This is a genomic window from Erythrobacter sp., from assembly GCF_011765465.1.
GTDB lineage: Bacteria > Pseudomonadota > Alphaproteobacteria > Sphingomonadales > Sphingomonadaceae > Erythrobacter.
This window is the reverse complement of sequence record NZ_CP050265.1, coordinates 981646-994801: the sequence shown is the minus strand read 5'-3', so window position 1 is coordinate 994801 and position 13156 is coordinate 981646. Positions and strand designations below refer to the sequence as shown.

At 66.7% G+C, this 13156-nt stretch carries 11 protein-coding genes; 5 read left to right on the top strand and 6 right to left on the bottom strand.

Going from position 1 to position 13156, the window contains the following annotated elements; translation table 11 throughout:
• Positions 1-61 precede the first annotated feature (61 nt).
• From G9473_RS04765 to dusB, 3 genes are read right to left on the bottom strand one after another with little or no spacing between them, the layout of a single operon-like run.
• Positions 62-1519, bottom strand: coding sequence for a sigma-54 dependent transcriptional regulator (locus G9473_RS04765; RefSeq protein ID WP_291136529.1), 1458 nt, complete (start codon positions 1517-1519; stop codon positions 62-64).
• A 4-nt stretch (positions 1520-1523) separates the two neighbouring features.
• Positions 1524-2663, bottom strand: coding sequence for an ATP-binding protein (locus tag G9473_RS04760; protein WP_291136526.1), 1140 nt, complete (start codon positions 2661-2663; stop codon positions 1524-1526).
• Positions 2664-2665: 2 nt separating this feature from the next.
• Positions 2666-3682: a tRNA dihydrouridine synthase DusB gene (gene dusB / locus G9473_RS04755; protein ID WP_291136523.1), complete on the bottom strand. Its 1017-nt coding sequence runs from the start codon at positions 3680-3682 to the stop codon at positions 2666-2668.
• 77 nt (positions 3683-3759) lie between these two features.
• Here dusB and G9473_RS04750 point away from each other — a divergent pair, with 77 nt between their 5' ends.
• Positions 3760-4926, top strand: a complete 1167-nt coding sequence (locus tag G9473_RS04750) for a bifunctional 2-C-methyl-D-erythritol 4-phosphate cytidylyltransferase/2-C-methyl-D-erythritol 2,4-cyclodiphosphate synthase (RefSeq protein ID WP_291136520.1) — start codon at positions 3760-3762, stop codon at positions 4924-4926.
• A 105-nt stretch (positions 4927-5031) separates the two neighbouring features.
• Positions 5032-5544: a CinA family protein gene (locus G9473_RS04745; RefSeq protein ID WP_291136517.1), complete on the top strand. Its 513-nt coding sequence runs from the start codon at positions 5032-5034 to the stop codon at positions 5542-5544.
• On the opposite strand, the gene G9473_RS04740 is transcribed toward G9473_RS04745, so the two are convergent.
• Together G9473_RS04740 and lipA are read right to left on the bottom strand one after the other, a co-directional pair.
• Complete coding sequence (locus tag G9473_RS04740; protein ID WP_291136514.1) at positions 5505-5966, bottom strand: type II toxin-antitoxin system RatA family toxin; 462 nt, start codon at positions 5964-5966, stop codon at positions 5505-5507. The genes G9473_RS04745 and G9473_RS04740 overlap by 40 nt on opposite strands.
• 6 nt (positions 5967-5972) lie before the next feature.
• Complete coding sequence (gene lipA / locus G9473_RS04735) at positions 5973-6929, bottom strand: lipoyl synthase (RefSeq protein WP_291136511.1); 957 nt, start codon at positions 6927-6929, stop codon at positions 5973-5975.
• Between the two features lie 162 nt (positions 6930-7091).
• Here lipA and G9473_RS04730 point away from each other — a divergent pair, with 162 nt between their 5' ends.
• Positions 7092-7733, top strand: a complete 642-nt coding sequence (locus G9473_RS04730) for a carbonic anhydrase (RefSeq protein WP_291136508.1) — start codon at positions 7092-7094, stop codon at positions 7731-7733.
• Positions 7734-7771: 38 nt separating this feature from the next.
• Positions 7772-8542: an NYN domain-containing protein gene (locus tag G9473_RS04725; protein WP_291136505.1), complete on the top strand. Its 771-nt coding sequence runs from the start codon at positions 7772-7774 to the stop codon at positions 8540-8542.
• A gap of 79 nt (positions 8543-8621) precedes the next feature.
• Here the strand turns inward: G9473_RS04725 and G9473_RS04720 are convergent, their stop codons facing one another.
• Positions 8622-9962 (bottom strand): tetratricopeptide repeat protein, encoded by a 1341-nt coding sequence (locus tag G9473_RS04720; RefSeq protein ID WP_291136503.1) that lies wholly within the window; start codon positions 9960-9962, stop codon positions 8622-8624.
• 353 nt (positions 9963-10315) lie between these two features.
• On the opposite strand from G9473_RS04720, the gene gyrA reads away from it, so the two are divergent.
• Positions 10316-13156 (top strand): DNA gyrase subunit A, encoded by a 2841-nt coding sequence (gene gyrA / locus G9473_RS04715; protein WP_291136500.1) that lies wholly within the window; start codon positions 10316-10318, stop codon positions 13154-13156.

The following is a 13156-nucleotide window of genomic DNA, read 5'->3' as shown; positions in this document are numbered from 1 at the left end:
ATTACAACCATGGTGTGGCTTTCATGCAAGCATATTCCGAGCCGAAAGGCCCCGATTTGCGTCAGACCGACCTTGCAAAGCGTTCGGGTTCGATTTCGAGCTCGACGATCCGCTTGCGCAGGGTGTTGCGATTGATGCCGAGCAGCTTCGCCGCGCGCAGCTGGTTGCCGCGGGTGCGTTTCAGCGCGTGTTCGATCAGCGGCTTCTCGAAAGCGGCGATGGCGCGGGCGTGGAGCAGGCCGTCGGGCGGGTTTTCGCGGGCGAGCCAGTGGTCCAGCGCGTCGGCAAGGCTGGCCGGTGCCGAGGCGAGCGGCGCAGGAGCCTGCGCGGCCTCGGGCCCGACGATCTCGGCGATCGCGGCGGCATCGATCGCCTCGCCCTGCGCCATGAGGGCGAGGCGGTAGACGACATTGCGCAGCTCGCGGACATTGCCGCGCCAGGCGCGCGTCTCGAGCAGGGCGAGCGCCTCGGCTGTCAGGCGGCGGCGCGGCAGCCCGTCCTCGACCGCCTGGGCGAGGAAATGCTGTGTCAGCACCTCGATATCCTCGCGCCGCTCGCGCAGCGGAGGGAGCTGGATCGGCACGACATTGAGGCGGTAATAGAGATCCTCGCGGAAAGCCCCCTGTTCGATCAGGGGGACAAGGTCGCGATTGGTCGCAGCGATGATCCGGACGCTGACGGATATCTCCTGCCGCCCGCCGACGCGCCTTATGCGTCCCGATTGCAGCGCGCGCAGCAGCCGGGTCTGCGCTTCGGCAGGCATATCGCCGATCTCATCGAGGAAAAGCGTGCCGCCATTGGCCTGTTCGAACTTGCCGATAGCCTGCGCGATCGCGCCGGTGAATGCGCCTTTTTCGTGGCCGAACAGCTCACTTTCGATGAGGTCCGACGGGATCGCCGCCGTGTTGACCGCGACGAAAGGCCCGGTCGCGCGGCTGCCGAGCTGGTGGATCGCCTCCGCGACAAGCTCCTTGCCGGTCCCGCTTTCGCCCGTGACCAGAACGGTGAGATCGTTCCTGAGCACCCGCGCGATCATGCGATAGACGCCCTGCATCGCCGGGCTGCGTCCGACCAGCGGAAGCCCCTCCCCGTCCGCACCGGGAGCCTCGCCTTGCGCCGCGCCCGCTTCGGGCGCACGCCTGCCGGTCGCACCCGCCGCCTTGCCCACGGCCTGCACCAACTGGTCGAGGTCGAAGGGCTTGGGGAAATATTCGAAAGCCTCGCTGTCGCTCGCGCGCACCGCCGTGTCGAGCGTGTTCTGGGCCGACAGAACGATCACCGGCATCGCCGGCGCGGCGGCGCGCACCGCATCGAGGCTGGCGATCCCGTCGCCGTCCTCGAGCAGGACGTCGGTGACCATCACGGCAAAGGCGCTCTCGGCCAGCGCCGCGTCGCGTTCGGCGATCGAGAAGCAGTGCCGGATCGCAAAGCCTTCGTCCTCAAGCGCCGCGCTGATCACGGTGGCGATCGCGCGGTCGTCTTCGACCAGCAGGATGGAAGGAGGATCGTCGCGTGCCACTGCTTCAGCCCTTCCCGCCATCCGGCGCCTGCGCGAGGTGGACCCGGAAATGGGTCAGGCCGAGCCGCGGGTCGCGTTCGTGGGTGATGCTGCCGCCCATGTCGAGCACCAGCTTGCGCACCAGCGCGAGGCCGAGCCCCTGCCCCTGCTGCTTGGTCGAGACGAAGGGTTCGAACACCGCCCCGCGCAGCGCCGGGTCGATTCCCTTCCCATTGTCGGTGACGGTGATCTCGATCGGCAGCTTCACCGCCCGACCAAGCCGCATCGCGCTGAACACGAGCCCGTGGACATAGCGCGTGCGGATCGTGACCTGCGGCGCGCGCGCCGCCTCGGTTGCGGCATCGCGGGCGTTCGAGAGGAGATTGATCAGCACCTGTTCGAGCGCGTCGCGATTGGCGAGGACTGGTGGGATCGAAGGATCGAATTCCTCGCGGAAGGCGACCGCCGCCAGCCCCGTTGTCTTCCCCGCGCTCGCGACGCGCACCGTGGCGAGCGCGCTGCGGATCGCCTCGTGCGGGTTGCACGGCTCGGGCGGTTCGGTGCGGGTGCTGCCCAATTGCTGCATCCGGTCGATCAGGCGGGCGATGCGGTCGACCTCGTCGGTGATCATCCGGGCGAGCGGCTTGTCGCCATGCGCCAGCTTGCGCGCGGCGAGCTGGGCCGCGCCGCGGATCGCGGACAGCGGGTTCTTGATCTCGTGCGCGAGGATCGATGGGCCGGGCGGCGTGCTTTCGCTCACCGTATCGACGCCCATGCCGTCCTCGTGCGCGATTTCCGACAGGGTCACCACCCGCCAGCCCGGTGCACCGGAGAGCGGCGAGACGGTGAGATTGACCAGCAATTCGGCCTCGTTGACGGTAAGCACGAGGTCGCGCGCCACCAGCGCCTCGTCCGCCCGCGCAAGCCGCGTCGCAACGCGCGGGTCGAGCGGGCCGAGCATATCTGCGAGAGCACGCCCCAGCAGCCGCCGCGCGCTTGTCCCGAGCAGGTTTTCGGCAGCCTGGTTGACCTCGGCGATGCGGCCCTCCGCATCGACCAGCAGCACCGCGAAGATCATGCTCGCGATCTGGGCGCGCGCGTCGGGCCTTTCGCTTTCGACCGGAATGTCGTCGCCCCCCTGCCCGAGCGCCTGCCGCGATGCCATGGTCAGGCCGCCCGGCGCCTCAGGAAAGGTTCGTAGAAACGCTCGATCTCGCCCAGCACCTCGGCCGGATCGTCGATCTGGTTGGCCGTGTTGCGGAAATCGGCCGAGCCGTGCATCCCCTTGGTGTACCAGCCAAGGTGCTTGCGCGCGATCTTCACCCCGACCTCGCGGCCGTAGTGATCCAGCATCCGTTCGTAATGCTCGACCAGCACGGCGTATTGTTCATCGAAGCTGGGGCTCGGCAGCATCTCTCCGGTGCGCCACCAGTGCATGACCTGCCCGAGCAGCCACGGCTTGCCATAGGCCCCGCGCCCGATCATCACGCCGTCCGCGCCCGACTGCTCGAGCGCTTTCGCCGCGTCCTCGATCCCGCAGATGTCACCGTTGACGATGACCGGGATCGACACCGCTTCCTTGACCCGGCGGATGAAGGCCCAGTCGGCGCTTCCCTTGTACATCTGGTTGCGGGTGCGGCCGTGGACGGTGATCATCTTGACGCCGAGATCCTCGGCGATGCGGGCGAGTTCGGGCGCGTTGAGGCTGGCATGGTCCCAGCCCATCCGCATCTTGACCGTCACCGGCACGTCGACCGCCTTGACCGTGGCTTCCATGAGCTTGGTCGCCAGCGGCACTTCGCGCATCAGCGCGCTGCCCGCATACTGGCCCACGACCTTCTTCACCGGGCAGCCGAAATTGATGTCGATGATCGCCGCACCGTTGCCTTCCTGGAGTTTGGCCGCCTCGGCCATGCTGTCAGGGTCGCAGCCGACCAGCTGCATCGAGACGGGTTCCTCGACCGGGTCCCAAGCGGTTTTCTGGAGCGACTGGCGCGTTTCGCGGATCGCCGCCTCGCTCGCGACCATTTCGGTCACGTTGAGGCCCGAACCGTAGCGGCGTACCAGCGTGCGGAACGGCATATCTGTCACGCCGGTCATCGGCGCGAGCAGGACGGGATCGGGGATCGTCACCGGGCCGATCCGGATCGGCTTCAGCGCCGGGGGTGTGGGAAGCTCTGTCATGCGGGAAAATGCCTAAATTTTGAGCAGCGCATAGTCCATTGCGGAAAATCCGTCCAGCCCCTAAGCGCCGCCCAGCCATGCGAGACGCGCTTCCCCTTCCCCCCTTCGCCGCGGTTGTGGTGGCGGCCGGCAAGGGGCTGCGCGTCGGGGGCGAATTGCCCAAGCAGTTCCGCACTTGGCGCGGCCGGCCGCTGCTGCGCCATTCAGTCGAAGTCCTACGCGAAGCGGGCGCCGCGCCGCTTCTCGTGGTGATCGCCGAAGGCGCCGAGGACCACGCGCGCGAAGCGATCGTCGATTGCGAGGGCGTGCGCTTCGTCACCGGCGGCGCGAGCCGGCAGGATTCGGTTCGCGCGGGGCTTGAGGCGCTCGAACCTGATGCCCCCGTCCACGTCCTCATACACGATGCCGCACGGCCCGACTTGCCCGGCGCGGTGATCGAGCGGCTGCGCGGCGCGCTTGCCGACCACCCCGGTGCCATTCCCGTTCTCCCCGTGGTTGATTCCATTGCCGTCGTCGGGCCGCGCGGGACAATGGCGGACAAGGCCGAGCGCGACAGCCTGCGCCGGGTCCAGACCCCGCAGGCGTTCCGTTTCGAGGCCATCCTCGCGGCGCACCGCGCCTGGGTCGGCGACACCAACGCGGGCGACGATGCGCAGGTGCTCGCGGCGCATGGCGGCGAGGTCGCGCTGGTGCGGGGCGACGAGCGGCTCAAGAAGATCACTTTCGCGGAGGACCTGATGGACGATACCGGCGCCGCGCCCTTCCGGGTCGGACAGGGTTTCGACGTGCACCGGCTCGAGCCGGGCGAGGAGCTGTGGCTGTGCGGCGTGAAGCTCGATCACGACAAGGGGCTTGGCGGGCATTCCGATGCCGACGTGGCGCTCCACGCGATCACCGATGCCGTGCTCGGAGCCGTCGGCGAAGGCGACATCGGTACCCATTTCCCGCCGAGCGACCCGCAATGGGCCGGGGCGCGCTCCGGACGCTTTCTCGAACACGCGGTGGGACTGGCGCGCGAGGCGGGTTACGCGCTCGCCAATATCGACCTCACGATCATCTGCGAGGCCCCGAAAATCGGCCCCCACCGCCCGGCCATGCGCGCCGAAGTCGCGCGGCTGACCGGGCTCGACGAGAGCGCGGTCAGCATCAAGGCGACCACGACCGAAAGGCTCGGCTTCACCGGACGCGGCGAGGGAATCGCCGCGCAGGCGATTGTTGCCCTTTCGCGCGCGCAGCGCCCGTGAGACAATGCCTGTTATGACGAAGGCCAAAACCCGCCCCGCCCGCCGCCTTGCAGCAGCCCGCTCGACCTCGCTTGTAGCGCACAGCCGGACCATGGGAGCCATTCAATGAGCGATTATCTCCTTCCCGACGAGATCACGGCGCTCGCCGAGCGGGTCGTCGCCGAGAACGCGGCGGCGGGCCGCAAGGTCGCGCTCGCCGAAAGCTGCACCGGGGGGCTGGTGGCCGGCGCGCTGACCGAGATTGCGGGCTCCTCCGCCGTGCTCGACTGCGGATTCGTGACCTATTCGAACGAGGCGAAGATGGAGTCGCTCGGCGTCGCGCGCGACATCATCGAGACTTTCGGCGCGGTGTCGATCGCCTGCGTCTGGGCAATGGCGCAGGGCGCGCTCGAACGCTCGAACGCGGACGTGGCCGTGGCGATAAGCGGGGTAGCGGGTCCGGGCGGCGGCACGACGATCAAGCCGGTCGGCACGGTCGTCTTCGCCCGCGCGACCCGCGACATGGACGGCGAGCCCGAGGGCGAGCTTAAGCATTTCGACGGCGGGGAAGGCCCCGGCGCCCGAGCTTCGATTCGGCGTCAGGCGACGCTGTGCGCGCTGGAATTGCTGTTGCCGTAAAGCTCGTCCGCGCGCGCTTCGAAGGCGGCGACCATCTTGCGGAAGGCGCGGTCGAAATACTGGCCGGCAATCCGCTCGAACAGCTTGTTCTTGAAGGTGAAATCGACCGAGAAATCGATCTCGCAGGTGCGCTCGTCGATTGCGCGGAAGGTCCAGACATTGTCGAGGTCCGAAAGCGGTCCGTCGAGATAGATCACCTCGATCTCCTTAGGGCGGCGCTTGAGCACTCTCGAGGTGAAGCTTTCCCGGATCGCCTTGAAGCCCACAACCATGTCCGCGATCATCTCCGTCTCGCTGTCGGAGCGCACGCGGGTCGCGATCACCCACGGCAGGAATTCGCCGTAACGCTTCACGTCCGCGACGAGGTCGAACATCTGTTCGGCACTGTAGGGGAGCCGGCGCGTCTCGCGGATACCGGGCATTTGCGCTCAGGCCCTTTCCCGCGCGGCCTGCTTGGCAAGGCGTTCCTCGCGCGCGGCCCGCATTTTCGCGAAATCGTCGCCCGCGTGATAGCTCGAGCGCGTCAGCGGGCTCGATGCGACCTGCAGGAAACCCTTGGCCCGCGCGATCGCGCCGTATGCGTCGAACGCCTTGGGCGTGACGAATTCCTCGACCTTGGCGTGCTTGGGTGTCGGCTGGAGATACTGGCCCATGGTGATGAAGTCGACCTCCGCCGAGCGCATATCGTCCATCACCTGGTGGACCTCGAGGCGCTCTTCGCCGAGGCCGAGCATGATGCCCGACTTGGTGAAGATCAGCGGATTGTGCGCCTTGACCTCTTCAAGCAGGCGGAGCGAAGCGTAATAGCGCGCGCCGGGGCGGATGGTGGGATAGAGCCGGGGGACGGTCTCGAGGTTGTGATTGTAAACGTCCGGTCCCGCCTCGCAGATCATCTCTACCGCGCGACGCATCTTGCCGCGGAAATCAGGGGTGAGGATCTCGATCGTGGTGTCGGGCGTGTTGCGGCGCAGCGCCTCGATCACCTTGACGAACTGCATCGCCCCGCCGTCGGGCAGGTCGTCGCGGTCGACCGAGGTGATGACGATATGTTCGAGCCCCATCTTCGCCGCGGCGATCGCGGTGTTCTCGGGCTCCATCGGGTCGACCTTGCGCGGCATCCCGGTCTTGACGTTGCAGAAGGCGCAGGCGCGCGTGCAGACATCGCCGAGGATCATCACGGTCGCGTGCTTCTTCGTCCAGCACTCCCCGATATTGGGGCAGGCGGCCTCTTCGCACACGGTGTTCAGGTTGAGCTCGCGCATCAAGCGGCGCGTTTCGTGATAGCCTTCACCGGCGGGCGCGCGGACGCGGATCCAGTCGGGCTTGCGCTGGCGGGCGGGACGCTCTTCGGGCTGCGGCTGCGGCGTGTTCGCGAGGTCGTTCATGCGGGCTACTTAAGCGCCGTTCACCCGGCCCGCAACCGCGCTCGCCCCATCCTTTGTGAGAAGGGGCGCGGTATTCTGCGCAAAACCCGCTGCACCGGGCGCAACGGCTTGCCCTGCCCTTCCCTCACGCCTAGCGCCCTGTCGGGAGAGAGGACGAGGACAATGCCCGAATTCGCCGAATTGCTGAAAGGCTACCGCCGCTTCCGCGAGCAGACCTGGCCGCGCCAACGCGCGCGCTTTGCCGAGACGCTCGAGCAGGGCCAGCATCCCAAGCTGATGATCATCGGCTGCTGCGACAGCCGGGTGGACCCGGCGCAGATCTTCGATGTGGATCCCGGCGACATCTTCGTGCTGCGTAATGTCGCCGCGCTCGTTCCGCCTTACGAAACGACGCCCGGCCAGCACGGCGTTTCGGCAGCGGTCGAATTCGCCGTGCAGGTGCTCGAAGTCGCGCAGGTCGTCGTCATGGGGCACGGGCGCTGCGGCGGCTGCCAGGCCGCGCTCCAACGCGACTACACCGAGGCCGACCGTGGCGAAGGACAATTCCTGGCAGGGTGGATCACCCTCCTCGATGAAGCGCGCGAGGACGTCGCGGCGCGATACGGGACCGACAGCCGCGAAGCCGAGTTGCAGATGGAATTCGCCGCCATCCGCCAGAGTCTTGCGAACCTGAGAACCTTTCCCTGGCTGGCGGAGCGCGAACGCGAAGGCCGGCTCAAACTGCGCGGCGCGCATTTCTCGATTCAGGAAGGGCGGCTTTATTCGCTCGACGAGGCGACCGGGCGTTTCGAAGTCATCGAATAAGCTTGCCCGCGCTTCCCCCCTCGCCCACATGGGGCGGCATGGTCCAACCAATCGCTCACAACATCGCCCTCCTGATCGATGCCGACAATGCCAGCCATGCGGCGATCGACCCGGTACTGACCGTCCTTGCAGAGCTCGGGCAGGTCAACATCCGCCGCGCCTATGGCAATTGGCGCAAGACCAGTCTCAAGGGCTGGATCGACAAGATGCACCGTTACGGCATCGAGCCGCAGCAGCAGTTCGACCTCACCAAGGGCAAGAACGCGACCGACATGAAGATGACGATCGACGCGCTCGACCTGCTTTATGGCGGGCGGGTGCACGGGTTCGGGATCATGAGTTCGGACAGCGATTTCATGCCGCTCGCGATGCGCATCCGGCAGGACGGCCTGCCGGTCTACGGCTTCGGCGGGGCCAAGACCCCCGAAGCCTTCCGCGAGGCTTGCACCCGCTTCATCGACGTCAACGCCCTGTTGCGCGCGGACAAAGCGGAGAAAAGCGGCGGCTCGCGGCGCGGATCGGGCAAGGCCGCGGCTTCCACCGGCGCGAACGGGGCGGGCGACACGGCCGCTTCGGGCGAGATCGGCGAGGACCTGCTCAACCTGCTGGTCGACGCCTACAACGCCTCGAAACGCGACGAGAACGGCTATGCCAAGCTGTCCGAAGTCGGCCAGCGCGCGGGCAACCGGTCGAGCTTCGATACGCGCAATTACGGCTTCACCCGGCTCTACGATATGCTCGATGCGATCCCCAATTTCGCGCTCGAGCGGCGTAAGGACGGGGAAGTCTGGGTCAAGCGGCTGCGCTGAAGCCGCCCGTCGACGAAACGGAAAGGGCGCCGCGAGCAATGCTCGCGGCGCCCTCTCGCATCCGGGTTCGGAAGATGGATCAGCCGCCGGTCATCGGGCTCGCCGCACTGCCCTGTTCGGCATCGGCATAGGCCGCCCAGAGCTTGGCGATCGGGGCGCGCTTGCCCTCGATCCCGGCCAGCAGTTCGCGCGCTTCATCGTACTTGCCCAGCTCGATCTTGGCGATCGCGAGGCGCAGTTGCGCCTCGTTCTTCTCGACGCCCGGCATGGCGAGCGCCTTCTCGTAGAAGGTTTCGGCCTTGGCATACTGGTCGTAGCTCAGGAAGGCATCGGCCGCCCCCGCGACGAGCCGCAGGCCCGCATCCGCCGCCATGGCGTCGGTTTCGAGCGCGGGAAGGTCCGCACGGTCGCTCTCGATCCGGCCCGAGGCAAGCTCGAGCGCTTCGGACAGGTAGAGGTTGTCGCGGCTCACCGTGCCCGAGGCATAGCCTTCCTCGATCACGTCGCGCACTTCCTTGGGCAGGCGGCGCGGGTCGGCGGCTTCGACGTAATATTCATAGTCCGACACGTCGCCCATCGCCTCGACCCGGCGGCTGAGCCGCAGGAGGTCGAGAATCTCGCCGCCTTCGAAGGTGTTGAGATTGCGCGTCAGGTTGATCGCGTCGCGCCAGTTCGATGTGCTCGGGTAATCGGCGATCCACATGGTCGCCATGTCGTACAGCTCGGGCGTGACCTGGTTTTCATAGGCGACCGTGATCCCGCGGCGATACCATTGTTCGGGCACGTCCTCGCCCGCCGCCTTCTTGTCGGCGATCGCGCCGGAGAGGTAATCGAGCCCCTGCTGCACGCTGTTCTGGCCGAAATAGCTTTCCGCCATCGCGATCTGGAGGTCGGAGCGGCCGATCGTGTCGGTCGTGAAGTTGTTGTCGATCGACGCCTGCAGGTAACGCCGCGCCTTGTCGTACTGGTCCATGCCGTTGGCCAGCTGGTAGGCGATGAAGTTGTAGCGGCCGAGCTGGTCGGCAGGCACCTTTCCGCCGGCGAGCATCAGCTCCATGCCCGTCAGCTGGAGCGTCTGGTCTTCGAGCCGCGCGCCGGCATTATAGGCGACATTGCCGGTGAAGAACTTCTCGTCGTTCGACTGCGCGATCTGGATCAGCTGCTCGATCTGCGGCTTGAGAGCGGCGTAGTCGGGATTCTCGCCGTTCATGCCTTCCTGCACCGGCAGGAACGCCTTGCGGAATTCGTCCGAAAGCTCGGGCGCGCCTTCGTCCTGCTTTTTCTTCTTGTCACGCTTCTTCGCCCGCTGGGCCTGCGCCTCGGCCGGCAGCACGGCGGTCGCCACAACGGCAGTGCCGGTGGCGAGCGCGATGGCGAGGGCAAGACCGGAAAGCGGCTTGCGGGGGTGGCGGGTCGTCATGAAATATCCTCCTCGAGGGGTTTTGTCGCGCTCTTGCAGGCGCCGAGATTTCGTCTGCCCGCGCCTTTGGACCGGGCGCGGCGAATTTTCAATTCCAACTAGGCCAATCGGTCTGAACGGGCTTTGAATGCCGATCCCGCGGCCGGATTCAACCCCTCTCTTGCGATAGGGCGGAGCGCATTCGCGCAATGCGGATGAACGCGCGCTTACAGGGCACTTCCGCGCCCGGCAAATGTGGAAAAAGCCCGCCTGTTCCCCTCGTGTTCGCGCAGGCGAGTGGCGCATCGGCGTGCGAGTGCCTACATTGCACGAAGCGCAAACGCATCAGAACACAACCGAAACGGCCCCAAGCCTTGAGCGACGACACCGAAATTCTCGATTCCCCCGCCCCCGGCGGCGATTACGACCGCATCGACATCGTCGATGAGATGAAGACCAGCTATCTCGATTACGCGATGAGCGTGATCGTCTCCCGCGCGTTGCCCGATGTGCGCGACGGATTGAAACCGGTCCATCGCCGCATCCTCTACGCGAGCCAGGAAGGCGGCTTCGTCGCCGGGCGGCCCTACCGCAAGAGCGCCAAGATCGTCGGCGACGTCATGGGCAACTACCACCCGCACGGCGACGCGGCGATCTATGATGCACTCGCGCGGATGACGCAGGACTGGTCGATGCGCGTGCCGCTGATCGACGGCCAGGGCAATTTCGGCTCGATGGACCCCGATCCTCCCGCCTCGATGCGCTACACCGAGGCGCGGCTTGCGCGGGTCGCCAACACCCTTCTCGACGATCTCGACAAGGACACGGTCGATTTCGTCGACAACTATGACGGTTCGACGAAAGAGCCCTCCGTCCTTCCGGCACGCTTTCCCAACCTCCTCGTCAACGGCGCGGGCGGGATCGCGGTCGGCATGGCGACCAATGTTCCGCCGCACAATCTGGGCGAAGTGATCGACGGCTGCCTCGCCTTCATCGAGAACCCGGCGATCACGTCGGAAGAGCTGATCGAATACATACCCGGCCCCGATTTCCCGACCGCGCCGCTGATCCTCGGCACCAGCGGGGCGAAGGCCGCCTACACCACCGGGCGCGGTTCGATCCTGATGCGCTGCCGCCACGAGGTCGAGGAAAAGCGCGGCGAAAAGCGCGCGATCGTGCTGACCTCGATCCCCTACCAGGTCGGCAAGTCCGGCCTCGTCGAAAAGATCGCCGAAGCCGCCAAGGACAAGCGGATCGAGGGCATTTCGGACATCCGCGACGAATCCTCGCGCGAAGGCGTGCGGGTTGTGATCGACCTCAAGCGCGACGCCTCGCCCGAGGTCGTGCTCAACCAGCTGTGGCGCTATACCCCGGCGCAGTCCTCCTTCCCCGCCAATATGCTCGCGATCCGCGGCGGGCGGCCCGAGACGCTCACCCTGCGCGACATCGTGCAGAGCTTCATCGGCTTCCGCGAGGAAGTCATCACCCGCCGCACCAAGTTCGAGCTGAACAAGGCGCGCGAGCGGGCGCATATCTTGCTCGGCCTTGTCGTCGCGGTGTCGAATCTCGACGAGGTGGTGGCGATGATCCGCGGTTCCTCCAATCCGGCCGAGGCGCGGGCCAAGCTTCTCGCCAAGGAATGGCCGATCGGCGACATCGCGCAATATATCCGCCTTGTCGAAGCGATCGAGCCGACCGCCGACGAGGAAGGCGGAAGCTATCGCCTTTCCGAACGGCAGGTGAAGGCGATCCTCGAATTGCGCCTCCACCGCCTGACGGCGCTGGGCCGCGACGAAATCGGCGACGAACTCAAGGAACTCGCCGAGAGAATCGAGGAACTGCTCGCGATCCTCGCCGACCGGGTGAAGCTCTACGCGGTCATGCGCGAGGAACTCGAAGAGGTCCGCGCGACCTATGCCACGCCGCGCGTTTCGGAAATCGCGCCCGCCTGGGACGGGCTCGAGGACGAGGACCTGATCGAGCGCGACGACATGGTCGTGACCGTCACCATGGGCGGCTATATCAAGCGCACCGCGCTCTCGACCTTCCGCGCGCAGGCGCGCGGCGGCAAGGGCCGCGCCGGGATGGCGACCAAGGACGAGGACGCGGTGGTCGAGCTGTTCGTTACCTCGACCCACAACCCGGTCCTGTTCTTCACCAACACGGGGCGCGTCTATCGCCTCAAGGTCTGGAAGCTGCCCGAGGGCGGGCCCTCCACGCGCGGGCGACCGATGGTCAACCTGCTGCCGCTGGCCGAGGACGAGCGCGTGACCAACGTGCTGCCCCTGCCCGAGGACGAGGCGGAGTGGGACCGGCTCGGCATCGTCTTCGCGACCGAGCAGGGCATGGTGCGGCGCAATTCGATGGACGCCTTCACTAACGTTCCCACCAACGGGAAATACGCGATGGGCTTTGTCGAAGGGTCCGGCGACCGACTGATCGGCGTGCGGCTCGTCGGCGAGACGCAGGAGATTTTCCTTGCAAGCGATGCGGGCAAGGCGATCCGCTTTGCCGCGACCGATGCGCGCGAGACCAAGAGCCGCACCGGCATCGGCGTGCGCGGCATGGCCCTGAAGGACGATGCCAAGGTCGTCAGCCTCGCCGTGCTCGACCCGCTCGAAGCCGACATGGAAACGCGCGAAGCCTACCTGCGCGCCGCCGCGTGGAAGAACAACGACGCCGAGCCCACCCTGCCGCCCGAGCAGATGGAGGCGATGGCCGAACGCGAGGAATTCATCCTCACCATCACCGCCAACGGCTACGGCAAGATTTCCTCGGCCTATGAATACCGCACCATCGGGCGCGGCGGACAGGGCCTCACCAATATCGGTGCGCCCGAAAGCAATCCCGACCGCAACGGGCCGGTCGTCGCGAGCTTCCCGGTGCACCACGGCTCGCAGCTGATGCTGGTGACCGACCAGGCCAAGCTGATCCGGATGCCGATCCAGTTCCGGCACCTCATCGAAAACGGCTTCAAGGAGCACAAGGGCTGGACGGTGATCGGTCGCGGCTCCGCCGGGGTCAAGATCTTCGACGTGGCCAAGGGCGAACACATCGTCGGCGCGGCGTTGATCGACGAAAGCGAGGAGCCGGAGAACGAGGCGGAAGAGGCCGTGGTCGAGGAAATGGTGGAACGGCGCGGCGGCGGGGACGAGACTGCGCCCGACACGACCGCGCATTCCGACAGGAACATTGACGACGAACCGGGCGGCTAG